The following is a 22,763-nucleotide window of genomic DNA, read 5'->3' on the forward strand; positions in this document are numbered from 1 at the left end:
TGCATGGGCTGCATGGGCTGCATGATTACCTGCAAACCAAACTGACGCTGCCAAATAAAAGTTAGTGCACCAGGTTGCCAAATTCTCCACAGAATTCAGCATAATCGATCAAGGCGAAATTTATACGATTGCCAATTGAGGTCTGTTTATAGGTATGATTATTCAGGAACATGTCAGTTCACCTGCAATGACAACCTTACAACGGATACTTTCACCTGTTTACACCATAACGATATCCCTTAAATAACCGCGCTGCCCTTTTCTTCTTTGTCATGAATGAGAACTAATGGCTTATGATCTGACGTTGTTACCGTCCAATTTAACCCTCCCGCAGTCTCTCCTGAGACATCGCCAGGTTTTCCTTCGCTTCTGAGTACTGATAAGACGTCAGTTCAATCTGATTTCCATCAGGATCGGAAAAATAAACGGACATCGACACCTGATGATCGCTGACTATAAAAGGTATGGATTGCGCTGCCAGAATGTGCAGTAACGGACAAAAACTCGTGGCTTCAAGACTGAATGCCACGGTATTGCCGGGCGGCTGATGTGTTCTTAAAAACAGCGAAATCGCTGCAGCGTTATTTTTTAAAACCAGAGGGCCACCTTGCTTAAACCAGAACAGCAACGACTCATCGCGTGAAAACCCCAGTACGTCGTTATACCAGCGCTCGGCCTTATCCAGGTCATGCACATAAATGTGGACGTGGTCGATTTTAACTAAGTTCACTTTCACCTCAATGACAACCTATAAAGAGAATCAGCATCGAACATATCGTGCAGTGATGCAAAATAATGCGCACACCATGAGCTCTGATTTAACATAACTGGGTATGGAATATAGAAGCGCGCCCATTCTCTGATGCATCCCCCCTTTCAGCATGTTCTTAAACTTAGAGCGAATAAGGGATGTTTTCCTGATGATGTCTGTGTGGGTTAGCGCTATGATCAATAAAAAGTAATTTCAGCATCCTATATGCTTAGCCTATGAAATTAATAAATACATCATTAGATGATGTATTTAAATTTTCAAGTATCGTCGATATGTCTTATTTATGGTCTGGATAATTGCATGATCGTATCGCTATAAACGGGTTAACCGACCTTCTTCTGGCTTAGTCAGTTTTTCCAGCATTTATTTTTTCTACTTCCCAGATGAATCTGAATCCATGCTGGTCAACATTTCTACGAGATCGCCTGGATATACCGTTTCGGTTGTGGCATTAAGTGCACTAATCGACCACCAGTGATAGCTGGCAATAACCGACTTTTCGTTTTCACTCCAACCCAGGGTATCAATCTCGTCTCCCGAGACATTAATGATAAAAAAACGCTCATGTGCCTGAACGCGTTCGCCCGAGGGCAGCGTCATGACAAAGCATCGCTCTCTTCGGGACGGGCCAGGATCGTTCCGGCGAATACCGGTTTCTTCATAAAGTTCTCTGAGCGCCGCCTGCTCGAAGGATTCGCCCTCCTCTACGCCGCCGCCCGGCGTTGCCCAGTAAGCATGGCCTGCGAGTGCATCCTGTGTATGCACAAAACGAAACAACAACAGGTTATGCGAAGCATTGAGGATCAGTAGTCGGGCCGAGCGGCGCGTACGCATGCCTTCTTCCTTCTGTTTTAGCTTGGCGCAGTCCTTCAACTGGCCCGCAAAAAATCCTGCCAGCGGCGCGTCAGGTAGTTATGTTCATCCATGACGGCGTTCCAGACGGCAATATGGCTCATGCGCGCGTCGTAGCTACCACCGTCGCGCACTTCACCCTGGGGGATCAGCGGTGCGCCCCATGCATCCAGTAGCACCTCTCTCGCAGGCTGGCCGCCGTACCAGAAATCCCACTCTGCAGCTGACAGATGCGCCCGGCTGCGTTCCGCGTTGGAAATATAGTAACCCTGCCGCGCCATCACTGCGCCAGGCCAGCCGGACTGCCACCAGTTTAAATAGTCGTAGGCCGCGTCTTTTATTCTGCCGGTCGCGCAGCGCGAAAGCGACATGCCGCCGTACCAGGCGCGGTAGCCTTCACGCGGACGTGCCATTTTATAGCCACGTTGATGAAAGTGATGACGGAAATAGATGGGCGCCCACAGGCTCTGCACTTCCACCTGCTGATTGGCAATGAGGTCGCAGGCTTCATCCTGGGAGGCCCAGAATGCCGCAAAATGCCCGTTACGATTGAGGCGCGCCAGTTGCTGCGTCAGCAGGTCGATCTCTTCGAGCGTCAGATTGCCCGTGTTGGCAAAGCGCGCCAGACCTGCGCCCTGCATGGCAAGCGCCGCATCGATGCCGCCCATTGCCGCATCTTCCTGTAAGGCAACCTGGCCCGTTAGTGAAGGATGCAACAGCCATCCCCAGCTTTCCTCCTGCTGCTGCAACGCGGCCGGGAGCCTGTCGGCGTGATAGGCAAAGCTGTCAACGTTGTGCGTCAGCGGCAACATGCTGATGTGATCGCTGGCATGGCTGCCCAGATGCCTGTCGCGCTGCACATAAAGCCGTTCAGAGGGCACGCTGCCGTCAGCGAGCGGCAGATCCGGACGCAGCCTGCCGGTTTTAGCCAGCGGGGTGATCTCGTCCCAGTATTTGAGTCGTTTAATCTCCAGCGGCTGAATGGCCTGCGCGGGCCAGACAAAATCAATATTGTGAAACCACTGATCGTAAAGGTCATAGCTCTCAGGCTGCATGACGGCAATGCGCTGCGCATCTTCCACACTGTGCAGCAAATATTCAATGCGAATGCCCAGATCTTTCTCGGCGCTGACGCGTAGCATTTCGAGCAACGTGACGGAGGTCCCGAGCACGCGTAAAGTGAGTTGATCGTTGACCTTCGCTGCAGAATTCATCGTTTTACCTGTCCTTTAACGCCTGCTGGAAGCGGTTAAATCCCTGTTTCAGCCGCTCTGCGTCGAGTCCGCGCAGAATAAAAACCAGTTTGGAAGTGTCTAAATCCCCCGGCCAGTCGTTCATATGTACGGGCGGATGCAAGGTATGCTGAACGCCGTGAATCACCACCGGCGCACTGGTGCCGCTAAAACGCAGAATGCCCTTCATTCTCAAGACCGATTGCCCATGGCTATGTAACAGCATTGACAGCCAGATAGCAAACGCGGGCCAGTTCAGTTCGTCTTCCAGAGTGATCACGCAGGTCTGGGTTAGAGGGTGATGATGCGTTTTTTGTCCGGGAGTCAGATTGTAGCGGGCATCGCCCACGGCACCAAGCCAGCGAAACCGCTGTGCGTGTGTTCCTTTGGCGAGGCGAAGCGCGAATAACTGCCCGGGTTCGGCCAGCGCGTGTTGCGTATCGCCTGGCTCCGCCAGAGGGTTTAAACCGCCAAGCCATGTCTGGAGGGCGAGCAAACCGTCGTGATCGATCCGATCGCATTTGCTGAGCAGCAGTTTGTCAGCCGCGCTCACCTGGGCTAACCATTCGGGGTGATGGGCCGACTGTAAACGGGCGTGCTCTGCATCGACCAGCGTCACCAGCGTGCCCTGACTGAAATGGTGTTTAAGCTGCGGATCGTGCAGCAAGGTTGACAGAATGGGTGCAGGATCGGCCAGCCCGGTGGTTTCGAGTATCACCTGACTAAACGGTGGTAGCTCGCCGCGCGTACGGCGTTCGTAGAGGTCCAGTAGCGCCGTTTTCAGTTCACCGCGAATTTGGCAGCATACGCAGCCGCTGGGTAACAGCACCGTATCCGGTGCCACTTCATTTAACAGATGGTGATCAATCCCGACTTCGCCAAACTCATTCACCAGCAGCGCAACATCGTTAAGATTCTGGTGCGTCAGCCAGCCCTTCAGCAACGTGGTTTTACCACTGCCGAGAAAGCCGCTCAGGATATGCAGCGGCAGTTTTTCATTTCGCATCGCGGACTCTCCGTTACTCGCCATCAAAGCGCCGCCAGCCAGGTCTCATCCAGCGGATCGAGAGTGCGTCGGGTCATCTTCTCGGCTTCTTTCCACAGCAGGTCCAGCGAGCTCACCATGACCTGCTGCCCCGTGGGACTGGACAGCACCCAACTGGTGTGAAACTCGGTTAAGCTCAGTCGCCAGGGCTTAAGCGCCCGGTTAAGCAGCGCCAACTGCTGCAGGCGGAGCTGACGCTGGGGCAGATTGTTTTCCAGCGCATCGCTCCACTGCGGCCCATTATCCAGCAATCCGCACATTCCACACATCGCGTGCTCCTTAGGGCATTACATCGCCAGAATTCGGCCCCAGCGTCTGACCGACAAACAAGTTGCCGCCCGGCTCACTGGCCAACAGCAGCGCAACCGGTGCCACTTCTTCTGCCCGGCCGAAACGCCCCAGCGGTAGCTCAGCGGCCTTGGCGGTTTTCCACGCCTGATTGATGCCATCGATCAGCGGGGTTTCAATTGGCCCCGGCGCGATCGCGTTCACCAGCACGTTATCGGCAGAGACTTCCAGCGCCAGAGACTTGGTAAAACCAATCACCCCCGCTTTGGCGGCGGCATAATGGCTTAGTTCGGCGCCGCCCTTTATTCCCAGTTGCGAGGCGATATTGATCACCCTTCCCCAGCGCTGCGCCAGCATGGAAGGCAGCGCACGTTGGGTGGCGAGAAAGACGCTGCGTAAATCCACCGCCATCATCTGCTCCCACATGGTCAGCGTGATATCCGTGCAGCGGGCCTGCGTGAGCATACCGGCATTGTTAACCAGAATATCAATCCCATCGAACCGTTCCAGGCAGGCATCCACGCCCGCCGTGGCCCCGTCGACCTCCCCGACATCCGCTACCACACCAAAACAGGGCACACCTAAGGCGCGACAGCGTGTCACCATGGCCTCCAGGTACTCGCTGTTCCGGTCGGTCAGTATCAGGTGTGCGCCCTCGCGGGCGAACAGCGTAGCGATGGCGGCCCCGATTCCGCTGGCCGCCCCGCTGACAACGCAGCGTTTGCTTGCTAACTGCATACTCTCTCCTTAATCAGGCCAGCGGACGGTCAGCCCGCCGTCGACAATCAGGCTTTGCCCGGTGAGATAACTGCTTTCTTCGCTGGTGAGAAACGCGATTGTTTTTGCCACCTCGTCCGCCCGGCCGACTCGCCCAAGGGGAATCGCGTGCGCCGCTTTCGCCAGCCCTTCCGGGCCAAGCGAGTTGTGTTTATCCAGCGACTGCGGCGTTTCGATCAGGCCGGGAATAATGGCGTTACAGCGGACGCCGCGCGGTGCCAGTTCCACCGCCAGCGACCGGCAAATGCCCGGTACGGCGGCTTTCGCCGCCGCGTAATGAGCATGGTCCTGCCAGCCATAAACCCCGCCTGCAATCGATGACACAGCAACCAGGCTGGCCCCGGAATGCAGATGCGCGGCGGCAGCGCGGAACAGCCGCATCACGCCCGTCAGATCGACATTCAGCATCTCATCCCAGCGTGCATCGCTCATCTCATCAATGCCTGCGCGGCGCAGAATGCCGGCGTTAGCCACCACGTAGTCAAGCCGACCAAAGTGCTGAACGCCCTGGGCGATAAATGCATCGACGGAGGCGGTGGAGCCAACGTTGAGCGGCAGCCAGAGTGCCTCTCCGCCCGCGGCTTTAACCTGTGCTGACGCCAGCGCCGGATCGTGCGGATCCTGCGGGTAATAACCCGCAATCACCCGCACGCCACGCTGCGCATACAGCGTGGCCAGCGCCAGACCAATGCCGCTGGCGGCACCGCTGATAGCGGCGACCGGCGTTCCGTTTTCATTCTGCATATGCTGTCCTTAAGCCTGAGGCTGGGTCGAGGTGGCGCTGACCTGGGTATCCAGTTGCGCCGCCGGTCGTGCAAACAGAATAATGATGCCGGAGACAAAACAGGGTACGGCACCGAACCAGAGAGCGGCTTCCTGCCAGTGGCCGCCCTGACTCAGCACCGAGGTAGTACCAATACCGGCTACGATGGCACCGACCGGTCCCATAGCCATGATGAGGGCACCCGCCGTCGCGCGGATTGCGGTAGGAAAGCTTTCACTGATAAAAAACAGGGCAGCGGCATAGGGTCCGATCAGGAAGAACAGACCGACGCTGTACAGCGCAACGATGATGGCAAAGTTGTCCGGACAGAACAGCATGGCGGCAAAGGCAATACCGCCCAGCATCCAGCCTCCGGCAATGGTGTTGCGGCGGCCAATCCGATCGCCGAGCCAGCCGTGCGCCAGGTAACCGCAGTAACCCACCAGATTCGACAGAATCAGGATCAGCAGCGAGTTATTGAACGACACATCGTGGGTTTTGGTGATGACCGTCGTGCCCAGCACGCTAAAGATCTGGATTGCGAACCAGTTCAGCAGAATGGCAATGCCGAGCACTAAGGTCGAACGCAGGGCGGTGCCACGAAACGCCGAAGCAAAACCCGATTTAGGCTGATCTTCATACGGCACCAGATAGTCGGCAGCCACCTGACGGGCATCCTTGTCTTTGCCCTGCTCGCGCAGCGTTTTGATTTTTTTCTGCACTTCAAACTGTGGCGTTTCTTTGAGTCTGAGCGCCAGCAGCGCAATGACCAGCGAGGGGAACGCGGCGAAAATAAAGCTCCCCTGCCAGCCAATGATCGGCAGCAGAATCGCGGTCAGGGCTGATGCGACCAGCGCACCCACCGGCCATCCGCCCTGCACCAGGCTGTAAACGAAGCCCTTGCGCTTGTTGAGTTTAGGATCGTCGAGTGCGGTATAAAGCTCAGATAAATAGGTGGCGTTTACCGTCTGCTCTGCATAGCCCAGGCCAGCGACGGAGCGAATAGCGGTTAACGCGCCCTTGCCCCACAGGCCGCCAATTGCGGTCAGCAGCGAGCACAGCGCCGCGCCGCCCACCGTAATCACGATGCCCATGCGACGCCCCAGCCGGTCGACAAGTGGCCCAATGGCCAGGGCGATGACCGCCCCGCCGAAAGCGACCCAGGTGGCAATCTCCGACTGCTCAACTTCACTCCAGCCAAAATGGCCGCCGATTTCCGGCAGTAACGTGCCGAAAAGAATGAAGTCGTAAACGGCAAAAATCCAGGCGAAGAAGGCAATCCATGTGGCGAATTTCACATCCCTGATGGTTAACTGCTGTGGCTGCCAGCCGTTAACGGATTTTTTTTTGTAGATGCTCATGTCGTGATCGCTCTGCAAGATAAAGGAAAGAAACTTAACGCGGTTTGCGCGCTAAGAAGTCATCTGCGATTTCGTCGAAGGTGACAAATCGCACACCCTGGTGGCTCTGGATGTACTTGATCAGACGTTCCAGCATCAGCAGCACCTGCGGACGACCTGAAACGTCGGGATGAATGGTCATGGTAAACACCGCGTAGTCATTTTCGCGGTAGACCCAGTCGAACTGGTCGCGCCAGATCTCTTCCAGATGACGGGGGTTCACAAAGCCGTGGCTGTTTGGCGATTTTTTGATAAACATCATTGGCGGCAGGTCATCGAGATACCAGTTAGCGGGGATCTCGACCAAATCGGTCTCTTCACCACGCGTCAGCGGCTTCATCCAGCTGTCGGGATGCTGGCTGTAATCAATTTTGGTCCAGCTGTCGCCGACGCGAACGTAATAAGGATGAAAGTCGTTGTGCATCAGACTGTGATCGTATTTGATGCCCTTTTTCAGCAGCAGCTCGTTGGTCACGTTGCTGAATTCCCACCAGGGCGCCACATAGCCTGTCGGACGTTTTCCGGACAGCTGGGTGACCAGCTCAATGCTGCGGTCCAGTACGGCTTCTTCCTGCGCGGGTGTCATGGCGATGGGGTTTTCATGGCTGTAACCGTGAACGCCAATTTCATGCCCTGCGTCCACCACCGCTTTCATCTGCTCAGGAAAGGTTTCAATGGAGTGACCGGGGATAAACCAGGTTGTACGCAACTGGTGTTCAGCAAACATTTTCAGCAGGCGCGGTGCACCCACCTCCCCGGCAAACAGTCCGCGTGAGATATCATCCGGCGAGTCTTCCCCGCCGTAAGAACCCAGCCAGCCCGCAACCGCATCCACATCAACACCAAATGCACACAAAATTTCTTTAGCCATGAGTCTTTCCTCTAAGGAGTTAAGCGCAGACGGAATGGTCTGCCGTAAACGTGCCTGCGACCGTGCTGGCAGCGTGAAGAAGCCGGCGATCCTCGCCAGCAGGAAGGGAAAAAAGCAGGCTGGTATACAGCCCGTTTGCGTCTTTGCCGGTCGGCAAAGCGATTCCCGGCATATCCAGCAGACTGCCCGGCATGGTTAACCGCAGCGTGGCAAGATTGGTCTGGGCAAACAGATCGTCGTCTTGCATCAAGGGGGCCAGTTCCGGTGCGGTGTGGGCAACGGTAGGCGTAATCAGCACCGCCCCGTCCAGTTCTGCCGCCAGTACCTGTTGCCACGACTTGCGTTGCGCCAGAAACGTTTCAAGCACCGCAGGATCCTGATGGCTGGCGGCAAGCAGGCGTTCCCGTACGCGCGCATCCATCAATGCCGCGTCAGGCGAGGCTAACAGTTCGCGATGCAGCAGCCAGGCCTCACGTCCACCGGGCCAGCCCTTATCGGCAATCCAGGCCAGTGCCTGGTTAAAGGCCTGAAGTGGCGCGTGATCAATTCTGAACCCGGCGGCCGTCAACTGGGCTATCCGGCGACAAGCGTTCTCACGCACGGCCGGCTGGCACGCGGCCAGTAAGGCCTCGTCGACACGAAAGTGCGGCGCAGGAAAGCGCATTTTTTGCGCGCCGCACAGAATGTCATCCAGGGCAATAGCATCACGTACGCTTCGGCATAGCGGCCCCACCGTGTCCAGCGAGTGCGCCAGAGGATAGACGCCCGTTGTCACATAGCGCTGGCGACTGGCGCGATAGCCAATCGTGCCGCTGAATGCGGCAGGAATCCGTATTGAGCCGCCGGTGTCGGTGCCAAAGGCGATACAGGCGAGACCTTCCGCAATTGCCCGTCCCGCGCCGCTGGACGATCCTCCGGGTGCAAAAAGCTGCGACGTGGTGCCCCGGATGGCCGGCGTACCAAAACTGGGATTGAGTCCAAGGCCGGAAAACGCGAATTCACTCAGGTTGGTTTTACCCAGCGTCACCAGTCCTGCTGCCGAACACTGTGCCACCAGCGCGGCATCCTGTGGTGCGACAGGGACATTGCTTCGCGTGGCCGACCCGGCGGAGGTCTGGCTTGACTGAATATCGAACAGATCTTTCCAGGCCACCGGAATACCATCCAGTGGGCTCAGCGGGCGGCACGCTTGCCAGCGCAGCGTTGAGGCTTCGGCCTCTTCGCGGGCACGGGCGGCGGTCATTGAGATGAAAACGGAAGGCGCGTTTTCAGCCGCTTTTAGACAGGCTGTGGTAAAGGCCAGCGGCGACAGGCGCTGTTGTGCATAGAGCGCACTGATTCCCAGCGCATCAATCTGACCAGCCATGAATAACTGACGAACATTTTCGGCCTGCACAGCATCACCTTTAAATGTATATTACGTTTCAATGTACATTTGAAGATAGCAATAACGGTGCCATAAAAAGCACTGTTAAGTTGCATAATTGTGATCATGTCGATCCTTATAATTAAATATTATGAGTTATCAAGGGGTTATTTGCCGCATTTTCGATAATTTCGTCACGTCACAGATGAAATTGCGCGCAGACATTAAATGTATTAATTTAAAAGTGATCCATTATTGGGCAAGGTGCACTACATCAGTGCTGTTGATAGCCTGCACCGGGAGTGCTGTCAGATATGCTAATGTGGCTGGCAGGACGGAGAGCAGAAGATGAAACAATGCAAAACAAGGTGACGGGAACGGACATGGACGATGCAGGCTCTGCGCGTTACGAAAGTATTCGCCAGGTTTTACTGAAGGTTTTTCAGCAGAATAGCGTGCCTGCGGGGCTGGTGCTGCTGGAAGGTCCGCTGGCGCAGCTGTTTGGCACCAGTCGTGTTCCCGTCCGGCGGGCGTTAAGCATGCTGCATGATGAAGGCTGGATTGCTCGTTTTGAAGGTCGGGGATTTATCGTTGCGCGCGATAATGAGGACGTTGAGCCGGTTCGCATTGCGCTGACGCGCGAGCTGTTCGGCCTTGAACAGCGCGACGAGCTGGTTGATACGCGCAGCACGGGTGAAAAAGTGCTGGAAAACCTGCAGGGGATCCTGTCTACCGCGATGGTATTCGGCTGCTACCAGGTGGATGAAACGGGCGCGGCGAAGCACTATAACACCAGCCGCGCGGTGATACGTGAGAGCCTGATGCGCCTGCGCGACAAGGGGCTGGTAGAAAAAGAGCCCTATTCTCAGTGGCTGACAGGCCCCTTAACCGCGCGCGAACTGGCTGACCATTTTGAAATCAGGGCGCATCTGGAGCCGGCCGCATTACGAAAAGCAGGCGAACGGTTAAGTGTTGCCTGGCTTAACGCGCGGCTGGATAACGTGCAAACCTGCCGGGGCAAACAGCTTAATGCCGCGGAACTCGAAATGCTGGAAGAAGATCTGCACATTCGCAGCCTGGAGCCTGCGGGCAATAAGCTGATGATGCAAATTTTACGGCAAAATCAATCGCCGTTTATCGTCACCCGAATTTTTTACGAGCGGCTCAGCATTCCTGTCGACAGCGCAATGCTGGATGAACACAGCCTGGTCTATGAATTTTTACTGAAAAGGAACTGGGAACTGGCGGCCGCCTGTATGCGCGATCACCTTGAGCGGGCGCAGGTCAGAACATTACAGCGCCTGAAAGTCTTATCCGTGTTACCGGTGCCTGAATTGCCGGTCTTTATGGAGCGCCAGTAAGCCCTTCCAGCGAAAAAATCCAAAACGAAACGCGCCGCATTAATCAGGTTCAATCATAAATTATCAGACGAAAATCGCGTGACTGATGAACATGCGGCCATCCTGCCGCAGGATCGCTTTCCTGTGAGCCCTGCCGCGAGCCTCTCGCATTGACAGATCGGCTGTCTGCCGCTGAACGCCACGAGTGTTAAGAAGACGTAAAGTAATTGCTGGCATATAATCCATCTTGCTCTTCTAAGACACGCACAAATAAGACACGCACAAAGCTGAAGCATGCTGAGACGGATCTCACGCCATTTTCCTGATGTCGGAAACGCCCTGTCAGTATCGCCAGATAATAAACAGCTTGTCCCCTCCACCGACAATGAGCGAGCGAATTATTGTGAATAAATTAACGGCATTGAAAAAAGGATATGCAAAAGTTTTCTTATGGCTTTTGCTCACGCTGTTTTTAACCCCTGCGATTACATTGGTTTTTGCTCACTACGGCAGTCACGAACTCGATCAGGAATACACCCAGATTTTTATCGATAATGCGCGTGCGCAGAATCAAAGTCTGGGTAAATTAATGCAGTTTCTGCAAGCCAATCCGCCTTCCAGCGTCTGCGGACCGGTCGCCGACAATTTGATTGACTATAAAAATGCCGTCTGTGGACCGGGTTCCGAACTGTCGCAATTTTATCTCATCGGCAAAGTCGCTCTATGGACGATGGTTTTCAGCGGCGTCATTCTGCTGATGATCCTTCTGTTCAGTGCGCTGGCATTTAAAAGCCGCCGGGGGCAGTTACTCAGCCTCCGCCTGGCGCGTCCCTTTCTGATGCTGGCGTGCTCGCTGCAGGTGCTGGTATAGGGCGCCATGTTGGTGTGGCTTTCTTTCTGGGGCACCGCCTTTTTCACGCAAAAATACTATCCAAAGCTGGTGATCCTGGTCGCGCTGCTGGTGTTGGCTGCGATGTATTACATGATCAAAGGCATCTTTAAAAAGCTGCCGCCGGAGGAGAGCATTGAAGGCGACGTGGTCAGCCGCGAAGCAGCCCCGGCACTCTGGGCGCGTGTTGACGCGCTGGCGGCCAGCGTGGGCACTATCCCGCCGGATCACATCATCGCCGGTATCGATACCAACTTCTTCGTGACAGAAGCACCGCTGAGCGTGAACGACCAGCCACTGCAAGGCCGAAAACTGTATGTCAGTATTCCCCTGCTGCGTCAGCTGAGTACCGCGCAGGCTGACAGCGTGATGGTGCATGAACTGACACACCTGCACGAAGGCGATACGGCATCGGGTGCCTTGCTGGGTCCAAAGCTCCATCGGTTCGATATGTATACGCAGTTAATGAGCGAGAATCTGTCCACGCTTATTGTCTTTTATCCGCTCTATCTTTATCGCCTGTTCTTCGAACTCGCGTGGCAGCGTAACAGCCGTGAACGCGAATTTATCGCCGACCGGAACGCCGCCGCGCGCGTCTCCTCTGCGGCGATTATTGAATCGTTAATCAAAATCTCAGCCTATGCCAGCTATCGTTACGAAGTTGAGCGTAAGCTTTTTGCAAATAAAACGCTGTATGAAAATGCACCCGGGATCAGTCAGGCCATCGCCGTTGGCCTGCCGCAACACGTGAGTTCCGCGGACTTTGTCAGCACGATGCGTGAACAGAATATCCCTCATCCCTTTGATTCCCATCCCCCCCTGTCTGAAAGAATGCGCAACGTTAACTATGCCGTGGAAGAGGCGGATTACGCCGTCATCGCCGCGACATCACCGGCGGACAGTTGGGTCGATGTAATCCCGGTCGCCGATCAGATTGAGCAGCGGCTCTGGCAAAAATATGAGCGAGACTTCACCTTGCAACATGAAGAGAGCCTGGCCTGGCGTTACCAACCGACGGGTGAAGAAGAGACCGCGCTGGTCTTAAAGTATTTTCCGGATGTGCCTTTTACACTTAAAGATGGTTCGCAGATGATCATTACCTGGCAAGGCATCGTGCAGCCGCATTCAGCCGGTTTGCTTGAGTGGGATAACGTCAAAAATATTAACGTGCTGCGTCAGTTCGGCAGAGACAGTGTGTATGTGCAGCATGTTCAGCCCAATGCACAGGGCAAAAAGCGCAGCAAAATCCGCCTGCCCGGTCTGAAAAAAGAGATTGAACACGTTAAATACACGCTCAACTATTACTGGCATCGCCATCAGACGGTGCGGGCGCTGAAAGAACAGGTGCAGCCGGAAACCACGCAAGGCACGGCCTGACCTCTGCCGTCGCGGGCGCGCCTGCGACGGTTTTTATTTTTTTACACACCACGGCTGCCGGACAGGCTCACGTCCGGCGTTTTAGCGGCCCGTTGCCGCCGTTGCTTCAACCTCCAGCAGCACGCCGTAGTGGAGTTCCGGCACCGGCACGATAGCTCTGGCGGGTTTCCACTCGCCGAGCCATTGTGCATACAGCCTGTTAAATTCTGCCCACAGCCCGACATCCACCAGATAAACCCTTACCATCACCAGATGATGCTTATTGAGGCCTTCCTGCTGCAGGCAGGCCTCCAGATTGGCCAACACCTGCGACGTCTGCTCAGCAAAGGAGGCCGTGCTGCGCATTTCTCCGGCTGGCGTGACCGGCAACAGGCCGGAGATAAACATCAATCCCGAGCCCAGAGCATAGTGCGAATAGTGGCCCGGATGCGGTGTGTCCTGTATATCGCGCGTGCGTATTAATGGTTGCATCTTCACCTCTTTACATCATGCCCGGCTTTTTCAGCGTTGTGCCGTCGCGGAAACGCGAATAGCGGAACGCGGTGGGATCGACAATCGGCGCATCCCCGGTGACCAGGTCCGCCGTGAGACGTCCCGCACCGGGGCCAATACCAAATCCATGGCCGCTGTAGCCGCAAGACAGGATCAGCCCCGGAAGCTGCGGTACGGCAGAAATGACCGGAATGTCGTCCGGCATGCAGTCAATCACGCCGCCCCAGGCCTGAGTCACCCGCAGCCCGGCCAGCGCCGGAAACTCCCTGCCTATCGCCGCCAGCCCCTTTTCAACGATGCCGTCTGAAACCTGAGGATCCAGCACCCGAAGTTTCTCGAAGGGTGAAAGGCCATCCATAGACCAGCTTGCCCGGGATTCAGGGCCTTGCAAAAACGATGAGAACCGGATTTTGGTTTCCAGATTTAACCGGCGGGCTTTGTATAAGGGGAAAAACTCTCGGGCATAGCGTAAGCCCTGGAACCCCGGCTCCAGCCGTCCGGTTCCAGACAGCGCAATGGTATAACCTCCGTCCTGGCGTGGACGACAGGCAAAGGCATCCGTATAGAAAGGCAGAGTGAGCGGCTGCTCTGCAGGATGGGTACGAAACGCACTGCCAATGACGTTACCGGCGGGCAGATCGATGCCGTGGCGGCGGCAAAACAGCGATGTCCAGGCGCCCGTGGCGCATACGACCTGGGCGGTTTTGATCAGGCCGCGTTCGGTTATCACCCCACTGACCTGTCCTGCCGAGATATCCAGCCCGCGAACCGCACAGCGCTGAAACAGAAACGCGCCCTTTTTCACCGCGGCTTCCATCAGCCCCGGCGCGGCTAAAGCCGGGTCGGCATAACCGTCGTCAGGGGAATGTACGCCGCCATGCCAGTTTGTGGTACTGCCCGGCGTCATCGTTTTGGCCTCGGCGGCACTCAGCATTCGACTGCGAATGCCGTACTGCTTTGCCATCTTGCCCCAGTTATCCCAGTTGCGAATATCCTTCTCCGTTCGCGTGGCATAGACCAGCCCGCTGGCGCGAAACCCTACGTCCATTCCGATGTCGTCGCTCAGCGCATGCCAGCGTTGCAGGGCGTGCAGAATGAGCGGAATTTCCCGCTCGTCGCGGTTAAGCTGACGGCACCAGCCCCAGTTACGGCTGGACTGCTCTGCGCCGACAAGGCCCTTTTCGATCACGGCAACCCGATAGCCTTTTTTGGTCAGCTCCCAACAGGTCGCTGCACCTGCAATCCCGGCACCGATAATCACCACATCCACCGAATCGGGGAAATGTGTACTGTCCTGAACAAGCCTGAGCGGTGCGGGCATCGTCTGTGATCTCCAGTAAAGGTGTTAAAAATCGATTAAGACACTCTTGTAGCGCTGACATGACTCAAAGGCCTGGCGCCCAAGATCTTTGCCAAAACCGGACCCCTGAAAGCCGCCGGTTGGAATGATAAAGTCCCAGGTTCGACGATAGCGGTTGATCCAGACCGTACCGCTGTCCAGGGCTTTCATCAGCCGCATCGCACGTGGCATGTTGAGCGTATGCACGCCTGCACATAAGCCAAAAACGCGATGCTGTGCGAGCGCCAGGGCTTCTTCTTCATCGCTAAACGTCTGGATGGTCAGCACCGGTCCGAAGATCTCCTCCTGAATCGCGACGTTATCCTGATTCACATTGGCTAACAGCGTCGGTTGCCAGAACCAGCCCTGCGCGGTGTTTTCGTAACGCTGGCCGCCGGCCAGAATGCTGGCCCCCTGCGCCACGGACCGCGCGATAATCGTCGCGACTTTTTCCCCCTGACGTTGATCGATCAGCGGACAGTAACGCGTGGCGGCCTGCCAGGTCATACCGGGCAGCGGTGTTTTGCACAGGGCGATAAGCTTTTCGATGACCCGTTCCGCGATACCTTTCTGAATGATCAGACGCGTCCCTGAAACACAGGCCTGACCGGCGTTGACGGTGAAGCCCAGAAACAGGCGCTTGGCGATTTCATCCGCATCGCCTGCATCGTCAAAAACCAGCTGCGGGCTTTTTCCGCCCAGTTCCAGCGTCACGGGCTTGGTACCCTGTAACGCGGCCTGGCTCATGATCGCCGCCCCGGTCGCGGTTGAACCGGTAAAGGACACCTTTCTGACCAGAGGATGGGTCACCAGTGCATTGCCGGTGACCTGTCCGCCGCCCTGAACGACGTTGAGCACGCCGGGCGGAATACCGGCCTGCACGGCCAGCTCAGCCAGCCGGGCGGTGGAGAATGGCGTCAGCTCAGAGGGCTTGAGCACCACCGCGTTTCCCGCAGCCAGCGCCGGGCCGCACTTCCACGACGCCATCGACAGCGGGAAATTCCACGGCGTGATCGCGCCGATCACGCCATAAGGTTCCGGCACCAGCATTCCCAGGCTACTGTTCTGGGTTGGAAACACATCTCCGCTGTACTTGTCTGCGCATTCTGCATAAAAACGCAGAGCAGCAGCGGTGAAAGGCACTTCAATATTGATCGTGTCCGTTATCGGACGCGTGGAGCCCACCGCCTCAAGCTGCGCCAGATAATCTTTGTCGGCATCGATCAAATCCGCCCAGCGGGAAATGGCCGCGCCCCGTTCGCGTGGCGAGCAGCTTGACCAGCCGCTGCGAATGCGCGCGTCTTCCGCGAGGCTTACCGCCTCGCGGACCGTTTCTGCGCCCGCTTCGTTGATGTCGGCATAATGCTGGCCATCCGAGGGACGTTTAATCCCCATTGTTTTGCCGGATGCCGAAACAAACTGGCCGTTGATAAAATGTCCGGTCGAAAGACGGACCTTATCAGGATCAAAATCTGACATGATGTCCTCTCACAATGAATGGAAAAAACGCTACCAGCCAACGATGCGTTGCCAGACCTCATGTTCGCCGTTTCGGGTGTCGATCACCTGATAGTGCGTATGCATCGCGGCGGTCGCGCAGGCGTGGTTGGGCAGAATGCGCAGCAGGGTACCGAGTGGAAAATCTCCGGTGGAATACGCACTGTCGCGCGGCAACGCAATAATTCCGTGCTCCTGATTGGTGGTTGTCAGCAGCAATCCCAACGGACAACCCGCGTCGTCGCACACCAGCCCGTAGCCATAATCGGTATCCTGTGAGGCGGTGCCGCGATCGCGTGACATGGCCATCCAGCCGGCATCAACAAAAACCCAGCCCTTGTCGTGGTTGTGGCCGATCACCGTTGTCACCACCGAAAGCGCAATGTCGTCCTGGGTGCAGACGCCCAGATTGTGCATAAACAGATCGAAGGTGGAAAACACCCCGGCCCTCACCTCGGTTACGCCCGTGAGGTCCGTAGCCGCATGCGCCGTGGGCGTGGAGCCAACGCTGACGACCGGGCACGGGATCCCTGCGGCACGGATATGCTGGGCAGCGGTAATGGCAGCCTGGCACTCTTGCTGCGCCGCCCGCTGAATGTCTTGCGGCGTGCGGCAATGGTAGGACTCGCCCGCGTGGGTCATTACCCCTTCCACCACCATCCCGTGCTGATGCAGATGACCGGCAATCTCGGCCAACGTCCCGTCGTCAGGTCGAATGCCGCCGCGATGGCCATCGCAGTCGATCTCAATGAAAACGGAAAACGTTACCTGATGCTGTAAAGCGTAATCGCTGATGGCCTGCGCCTGCGCCATGCTGTCCAGCAACACATGCACCTGTTTGCCGCTGCACCGCAGGGCGGCAATACGCGGCAATTTAGCGGGCGCAATCCCCACGGCGTAAAGCACATTGCTGAAGCCAGCGGCGACAAAGGCTTCGGCCTCTGCCAGGGTAGAAACGGTGGCAGGTGAAGAGGATGCTTTGAGCAGATAAGGCGCAGACTGGAGAGTGCGAAGCGTTTTCAGATGCGGGCGAATCTGACAGCGTTGCCCTTCGATTCGCTGATACAAGCGGTTGATATTGCGTTCAAACTTAACTTTATCTAACAGCAGATAAGGCGTGGTTATGGTTAAGTGATTGAGCATCTTTGAATTCCTGTAAGGTTTTATTGATGCTCTCATCGTTTAAATCTGTTTAAAATGCCGTCAGGCCCAATTAATGATTAGGTTTGAACCTAATGATCAACAGCGAAGATTTACGTTTTTTTCAGGTCATTGCCCTGCATCCGACGCTGGCGGCGGCGGCGCGCCATCTGGATATCACGCCGCCTTCCGTGACGCAGCGCCTGCAAAGTATTGAACAAAAGATCGGGGTGAAGCTGATCCTGCGTCCGGCAAAACGCATCATTCTGACCGATGAAGGCGAAGCTCTGCTGGGTCGCGCCCGGGTGATTTTGCATGAGATAGACCAGTTGCAGGATGTGATCGATCAGACGCGAAACCGCATCAGCGGAACGCTGAGAGTGCTGGCCCCGTTGGGCTTTGGTTCCGAACACATTGCCCCGCTGCTGGCGGAGTACGCCGACAGCCATGCCGATCTCAGTATCGATCTCACCCTCTCCGATAACCCTGACTGGATGCAGGCCGATAAGTGGGATGTGGTGATCTATATCGGCCATCTGCGCGACTCCACGCTCTACAGCACCCGGCTCGCCGCCAATCCGCGTTTACTCTGCGCCTCGCCGGCTTATCTGCAGCAGCAGGGTACGCCGACGCATCCTGATGCGCTGCAGCACCATCACTGTCTGGTGATCAGGGAAAATGCGGAAGATGTGACGCGCTGGACATTCAGCCACAACGGGGACGAAACGACCGTAAGGATTACGCCACGTCTCGCCAGCAATGATGGTCGTATCATTAAAAAATGGGCGCTGAGCGGTAAAGGGATTATGGTGCGCTCCGCCTGGGATATCAGCCGCGAGATCCGCCAGGGCCTTCTTGTTCCCTTGCTGCCCGCGTTTACCTTGCCGTCTGCCGATATCGTCGCCCTGACCAGCCTGCAGGAAAAAAAGCGGCTTCCCCGCACTCAGGGCTTTATCGATCTGATGAAACACACCTTCAGCGCACCGCCTTGGGAGATCGATTAGGCCTCCCTGGTGTTGCACCGGCTCAACAGGTGTTGCTTACGATAAAAACTCGTGCTCCGTGACCTTCTCAAGCCAGGTCACCGGACTGCCGTTAAGGGATTCCGCGATGGCAATATGCGTCATTGCATGGCTGTCGGTGGCGCCGTGCCAGTGACGAACATCCTCCGGTATCCAGACGATATCGCCCTGATTAATCGTCTGCTTCTCTTCGCCTTCACACTGAATCCATCCCTGACCGGCGGTGACGATCAGCGTCTGACCCAGTGGATGCGTATGCCAGGCCGTACGGGCACCGGGCTCAAAGGTGACGGTAGTGCCGCCAACCCGTGCCGGGGCCGCTGTGCTGAAAGGGGAATCAATGCGGACCTGGCCGGTAAAATACGCCTCAGGACCTTTCGCTGAGGGAACGGCGGCATTTTTGATGATTTTCATTATCGGCTTACCTTTGATGTCGTGTGACAGAGGACAGGGACGGACGTCTCTCATTCTGGCCGCTGCTTGCTTGTGCGCACAGGGCCGAAAAACACGCGCAGGCTGATGAATTGGGCAGGCTAAGCGCAGAGTTAAAAATATTTAATTTTTTCTGCATCCACTTTCGTCCCCCTACTCGTATATCTCATTGAAAGCCACTTACTCCACGCTCTAATGAGGATTTACGATGAAAAAGCTAATCGCTGTGACTGTTGTATCAAGTGCATTACTGTTTACCACTGCCTCTCTTGCCGCTATGGAGTCGGGTTCTGTCATGGTAGGCGGTGCCGCCATGTTCCCGCAAAAAAATATTGTTGAAAATGCGGTTAACTCAAAAGATCACACCACCCTGGTGGCTGCGGTAAAAGCAGCCGGTTTGGTTGATACCTTACAAGGTAAAGGCCCTTTTACCGTGTTTGCTCCAACTAACGCGGCGTTCGCTAAGCTCCCTGCAGGCACCGTAGACAGTCTGCTCAAACCGGAAAATAAAGCGAAACTGACCAGCGTACTCACCTATCACGTGGTTGCCGGTAAGTACGATATGAAGGCGCTGGAAGCCAAAATCAAACAAGGTGGCGGTCATGCCGAGCTGAAGACCGTTAACGGTCAGCCGTTATGGATCATGAACAATGGCCCCCACAATATTCAGCTGAAAGATGGCCAGGGCAACGTCGCGAATATCAGTACCTATGACGTCAACCAAAAAAATGGCGTGATAGATGTGATTGATACCGTATTAATGCCGAAGTAATAATTTATACTCGAACGGAAACAGATCATTCGGGACGCTTATGGACAAGGTGCAGGCAGTGGAGCAGGTGAAATTGATGCAGGCAATCGCCGACGGCGATCGTCAGGCATTTGAACAACTTTACCGGCTGACATCGCCTCACCTTTTTGCCATCGCGTTGCGCATGTTGCAGCATCGCCCCTGGGCTGAGGAGGTGCTGCATGATTGCTACATCACCATCTGGAGCAAGGCGGAAACCTATAATGCCGCGCTGAGCTCCCCGTTGACCTGGATGACCCACATTGTTCGTAATCGGTGTATCGACTGGCTCCGCAGCGGACAGGCACGCCTTGCCAGCGCGGAAGAAGCCCATAACGATGACCTACTGGCCGCTGAACATGACGAACTGCATAACAGACAGGATGATGCACAAGCCGCACGCTTACAGCGCTGTCTGGGAAACCTCAGCAGTGAGCAGCGCCAGAGCATCACGCTGGCCTACTATCAGGGCATGTCCCACGGCGATATTGCTCACTGGCTCCAGCAGCCGGTTGGATCGGTGAAAAGCTGGATCCGCCGGGCGATGGCGCACCTTCGGGAGTGTGTCGGACTATGAATAAACGCCAACGTGACGACGCGCTCTCTGCGGAATACGCGCTGGGTACGCTGCGCGGCAATGCGCGGTTACGCTTTCAGAAGCGTCTGCAGAGTGAGCCGGAACTGACTGAGCAGGTAGCCAAATGGCAAACCCTGCTTGCCGGACTGGATCGCAGTCTGATGCCTCAGATTCCACCGGAATACGTCTGGAAAAAAATAACGTTAAGTCTGCCGACAAAGATAACGCCACGCGTCAGGCGCGGTTATGTAGGCTGGCTGGTTGCCGCAGCCCTTGCCGCGCTGACGCTGGTGTCGTATCAGGTTATCAGAACGCCCGACTTTACCCCGCTGACCGTAATGCGGGGCGCGGAGCAACAGGGGCAATGGGTGGTCAGTGCAGATAAGGCGTTGACGCAGCTGCGTGTAACACCGTTGCAGCCGGTCGCTATTGGCGCAAACAACAGCCTGCAACTGTGGCTCATCCCTGCCGGTCAACAGCCCGTTTCGTTGGGGCTGCTGAATGTCCAGGAGACCACGCAGCTCAAACTTGCCGCACGTGATACGCTGAAAAACGCGGTGATTGCGGTCAGCCTTGAGCCCCAGGGCGGTTCACCCACCGGGCAGCCTACCGGCCCGGTGCTTTACAGTGGCAGGACAGGATAACGCCATTCTGGCTGCGGGTTGAGCGGGCGGGACGATGGTATGCCTTTATCCCGTGTTATCGCCCCACCCGCCGCACAGCCCTAAAAACGTTGCCAGTTATCTTCCTGCTTAGCATAGGCCGCACGAGCCTGAACAAAGGCGGAAGAAACCCGTGCGGGGCTGGATTGGGCAACAGGCGCGGCATCGGTCAGCACGAACGTGGCGACGAGCTGATTCAGTGCTGAGGCCTGATCCATGAGCGAGCGAGATGCCGATGAGGCTTCCTCCACCAGCGCCGCATTCTGCTGTGTTACGTCATCCATCTGATTGACGGCCTGATGCACCTGACCAATCCCCAATGACTGCTCCTGAGACGCGACGGCAATTTCGTCAACGAGGTCGGTTACCTGTCGCACCGCGTCCTTCATTCGTCCGATATTGTCACCCACCTGTTCAGCCTGATTAACGCCGGTTTCCACATAGCGCATCGAGGATTCGATAAGTTCTTTAATCTCGCGCGCTGAAGCCGAAGAACGCTGCGCCAGGTTACGCACCTCACCGGCGACAACGGCAAAACCTCGTCCCTGCTCGCCAGCCCGGGCGGCTTCAACGGCAGCGTTGAGCGCCAGAATATTGGTCTGGAAAGCCACGCCTTCGATCAGGCTAATAATGGCGGTGATTTTTTCAGAACTCTGTTTAATATCGGTCATGGTGCCGAGCATGGTGTGAACTTTCGTGGCGCTGTCGTCCGAAATGTCCCGGGCGTTTTTCGACAGCTGGCTGGCCAGTCGGGTGTTTTCAGCCGTCTGGCGCACGGTTTCACTCAGCTCTGACATACTGGCAGCCGTCTGTTCCAGCGAGGCCGCCTGCTGCTCGGTGCGTGAAGAGAGATCTTCGTTGCCGGCCGAAATTTGCGAGGTGGCAGAACTGACAGAATGGGCCGAACGTTCAACGGACGACAGCGAGTGGGCTACATTCCCGATAAGGTTGTTAAACGCTTTGGCCGTAAGACCAATTTCATCCTGACGGGAGTCATCCGCACGCAGGGTAAGATCCAGTCGCTCGCTGGCACGTTCCATGGTGATTCGCATACCGTTAAGGTGCCTGCGGATCCCCAGAATCGTTCTGACGGAGAACGCGCCCAGCAGCAGAATGATGGCGGCCGAACCGGCAATTAGCCACACCAGCGTTTGCCGGTAAACCTTGTTGTTATCTTTTTCAAATGCCGCCCCTACCTCCACATTAAACTGTAACTGTTTCTGGTAACTTTCAATTAAATCTCGAATAGACTGCCCGACCCCGCTATTGCCCTGCAGATCGGCCAGCGCAGCGTCGTCATGCAGACGGGAATTCGCCATAAAACCGGGCAAACGGTCATCCATCTGCTTAATCAGCGCTAAGGCATGCTGACTCAGCCTGATGTCCTGATCGTTAGTGGTTTCATTTTTCAAATAAAATTCAGTCAGCGCTTTAACGGTATCCAGCCGCGTTGTTATTTCCTTTTCGAACTCGGCCTGTTTGCCTTGATCTTTTGCACTCAAATGTCGGTAAAGCGAGACGTTAAGCCGGTTACTGCCATTGACCATTTTATCCAGGTCAACCAGTGAAGGCAGCGTATTGGTTTGTACGTATTGAAAGCGCGACTGGAAGCCGCTCAATACCATGATGACGATCACCACCATGGCAATCATCGATGCCGAGAGCAGTGAAAACGTCAGGAAAAGCCGCTGAGTAATAGTCATATTAAATTCCCCGAATACTGTGTTCGTTATTCATTACGTTATGCTGAAGCACGCTAGCCATAAAGATATCGACAGGGCGTGAATGAGCATTAATGCGCTGAATGGTAAATCCGCTGAATAATGGGGGCGGACGCTGC

At 55.9% G+C, this 22,763-nt stretch carries 21 protein-coding genes and 1 pseudogene; 6 read left to right on the forward strand and 16 right to left on the reverse strand.

Annotated features, from left to right (window positions below):
* Positions 1-319 precede the first annotated feature (319 nt).
* The 10 genes from NYE92_RS03650 to NYE92_RS03695 form a co-directional block, all read right to left on the reverse strand.
* The gene (locus NYE92_RS03650; RefSeq protein ID WP_019105202.1) at positions 320-730 is read right to left on the reverse strand and encodes a VOC family protein; all 411 of its coding nucleotides are present in this window, start codon (positions 728-730) and stop codon (positions 320-322) included.
* A gap of 414 nt (positions 731-1,144) precedes the next feature.
* On the reverse strand, positions 1,145-1,606 hold the full coding sequence (locus NYE92_RS03655; RefSeq protein ID WP_210494471.1) for an NUDIX hydrolase: 462 nt from the start codon (positions 1,604-1,606) through the stop codon (positions 1,145-1,147).
* Between the two features lie 35 nt (positions 1,607-1,641).
* Positions 1,642-2,838 (reverse strand): PotD/PotF family extracellular solute-binding protein, encoded by a 1,197-nt coding sequence (locus tag NYE92_RS03660; protein WP_013025806.1) that lies wholly within the window; start codon positions 2,836-2,838, stop codon positions 1,642-1,644.
* 4 nt (positions 2,839-2,842) lie between these two features.
* Positions 2,843-3,862, reverse strand: coding sequence for a GTP-binding protein (locus NYE92_RS03665; protein ID WP_105087553.1), 1,020 nt, complete (start codon positions 3,860-3,862; stop codon positions 2,843-2,845).
* A gap of 23 nt (positions 3,863-3,885) precedes the next feature.
* Positions 3,886-4,170, reverse strand: a complete 285-nt coding sequence (locus NYE92_RS03670) for a hypothetical protein (RefSeq protein ID WP_014605818.1) — start codon at positions 4,168-4,170, stop codon at positions 3,886-3,888.
* A gap of 10 nt (positions 4,171-4,180) precedes the next feature.
* A complete protein-coding gene (locus NYE92_RS03675) occupies positions 4,181-4,927 on the reverse strand; it encodes an SDR family NAD(P)-dependent oxidoreductase (RefSeq protein WP_259018545.1) in 747 nt (248 codons plus the stop codon).
* Between the two features lie 9 nt (positions 4,928-4,936).
* Positions 4,937-5,710: an SDR family NAD(P)-dependent oxidoreductase gene (locus NYE92_RS03680; protein WP_259018546.1), complete on the reverse strand. Its 774-nt coding sequence runs from the start codon at positions 5,708-5,710 to the stop codon at positions 4,937-4,939.
* 9 nt (positions 5,711-5,719) lie between these two features.
* Positions 5,720-7,090 (reverse strand): MFS transporter, encoded by a 1,371-nt coding sequence (locus tag NYE92_RS03685; protein ID WP_014605815.1) that lies wholly within the window; start codon positions 7,088-7,090, stop codon positions 5,720-5,722.
* Positions 7,091-7,124: 34 nt separating this feature from the next.
* A complete protein-coding gene (locus NYE92_RS03690) occupies positions 7,125-8,000 on the reverse strand; it encodes a polysaccharide deacetylase (protein ID WP_013025811.1) in 876 nt (291 codons plus the stop codon).
* 19 nt (positions 8,001-8,019) lie between these two features.
* Positions 8,020-9,396, reverse strand: a complete 1,377-nt coding sequence (locus NYE92_RS03695; protein WP_259018547.1) for an amidase family protein — start codon at positions 9,394-9,396, stop codon at positions 8,020-8,022.
* Between the two features lie 284 nt (positions 9,397-9,680).
* On the opposite strand from NYE92_RS03695, the gene NYE92_RS03700 reads away from it, so the two are divergent.
* Together NYE92_RS03700 and NYE92_RS03705 are read left to right on the forward strand one after the other, a co-directional pair.
* On the forward strand, positions 9,681-10,727 hold the full coding sequence (locus NYE92_RS03700; RefSeq protein ID WP_019105199.1) for a GntR family transcriptional regulator: 1,047 nt from the start codon (positions 9,681-9,683) through the stop codon (positions 10,725-10,727).
* A gap of 364 nt (positions 10,728-11,091) precedes the next feature.
* Positions 11,092-12,972, forward strand: a pseudogene (locus NYE92_RS03705) (M48 family metallopeptidase).
* Between the two features lie 81 nt (positions 12,973-13,053).
* Here the strand turns inward: NYE92_RS03705 and NYE92_RS03710 are convergent.
* Genes NYE92_RS03710 through NYE92_RS03725 form a run of 4 tightly spaced genes read right to left on the reverse strand, consistent with a single transcriptional unit; the run spans position 13,054 to position 17,443 of the window.
* Positions 13,054-13,443 (reverse strand): RidA family protein, encoded by a 390-nt coding sequence (locus NYE92_RS03710; protein ID WP_064373800.1) that lies wholly within the window; start codon positions 13,441-13,443, stop codon positions 13,054-13,056.
* 10 nt (positions 13,444-13,453) lie between these two features.
* On the reverse strand, positions 13,454-14,785 hold the full coding sequence (locus NYE92_RS03715; protein ID WP_064373802.1) for an FAD-binding oxidoreductase: 1,332 nt from the start codon (positions 14,783-14,785) through the stop codon (positions 13,454-13,456).
* A 24-nt stretch (positions 14,786-14,809) separates the two neighbouring features.
* Positions 14,810-16,282, reverse strand: coding sequence for an aldehyde dehydrogenase (locus tag NYE92_RS03720; RefSeq protein WP_064373804.1), 1,473 nt, complete (start codon positions 16,280-16,282; stop codon positions 14,810-14,812).
* A gap of 30 nt (positions 16,283-16,312) precedes the next feature.
* Complete coding sequence (locus NYE92_RS03725; protein WP_015700275.1) at positions 16,313-17,443, reverse strand: DSD1 family PLP-dependent enzyme; 1,131 nt, start codon at positions 17,441-17,443, stop codon at positions 16,313-16,315.
* 92 nt (positions 17,444-17,535) lie between these two features.
* On the opposite strand from NYE92_RS03725, the gene NYE92_RS03730 reads away from it, so the two are divergent.
* Positions 17,536-18,444 (forward strand): LysR family transcriptional regulator, encoded by a 909-nt coding sequence (locus NYE92_RS03730; RefSeq protein ID WP_064373806.1) that lies wholly within the window; start codon positions 17,536-17,538, stop codon positions 18,442-18,444.
* 36 nt (positions 18,445-18,480) lie between these two features.
* On the opposite strand, the gene NYE92_RS03735 is transcribed toward NYE92_RS03730, so the two are convergent.
* Entirely contained in the window at positions 18,481-18,876 is a 396-nt protein-coding gene (locus tag NYE92_RS03735) for a cupin domain-containing protein (protein ID WP_081091685.1), read from the reverse strand.
* Positions 18,877-19,102: 226 nt separating this feature from the next.
* On the opposite strand from NYE92_RS03735, the gene NYE92_RS03740 reads away from it, so the two are divergent.
* The 3 genes from NYE92_RS03740 to NYE92_RS03750 are packed head-to-tail and all read left to right on the forward strand — an operon-like array spanning position 19,103 to position 20,905.
* A complete protein-coding gene (locus NYE92_RS03740; RefSeq protein ID WP_014593752.1) occupies positions 19,103-19,666 on the forward strand; it encodes a fasciclin domain-containing protein in 564 nt (187 codons plus the stop codon).
* 40 nt (positions 19,667-19,706) lie between these two features.
* On the forward strand, positions 19,707-20,261 hold the full coding sequence (locus tag NYE92_RS03745; protein WP_013025822.1) for an RNA polymerase sigma factor: 555 nt from the start codon (positions 19,707-19,709) through the stop codon (positions 20,259-20,261).
* Positions 20,258-20,905 (forward strand): anti-sigma factor domain-containing protein, encoded by a 648-nt coding sequence (locus NYE92_RS03750; RefSeq protein ID WP_014605805.1) that lies wholly within the window; start codon positions 20,258-20,260, stop codon positions 20,903-20,905. The genes NYE92_RS03745 and NYE92_RS03750 overlap by 4 nt, the downstream gene beginning before the upstream one ends.
* An 80-nt stretch (positions 20,906-20,985) precedes the next feature.
* On the opposite strand, the gene NYE92_RS03755 is transcribed toward NYE92_RS03750, so the two are convergent.
* On the reverse strand, positions 20,986-22,626 hold the full coding sequence (locus tag NYE92_RS03755) for a methyl-accepting chemotaxis protein (RefSeq protein WP_064373810.1): 1,641 nt from the start codon (positions 22,624-22,626) through the stop codon (positions 20,986-20,988).
* Positions 22,627-22,763 lie beyond the last annotated feature (137 nt).

It is taken from the genome of Pantoea sp. B566 (assembly GCF_024793925.1).
In the GTDB taxonomy this organism is placed as follows: Bacteria; Pseudomonadota; Gammaproteobacteria; order Enterobacterales; family Enterobacteriaceae; genus Pantoea; species Pantoea ananatis.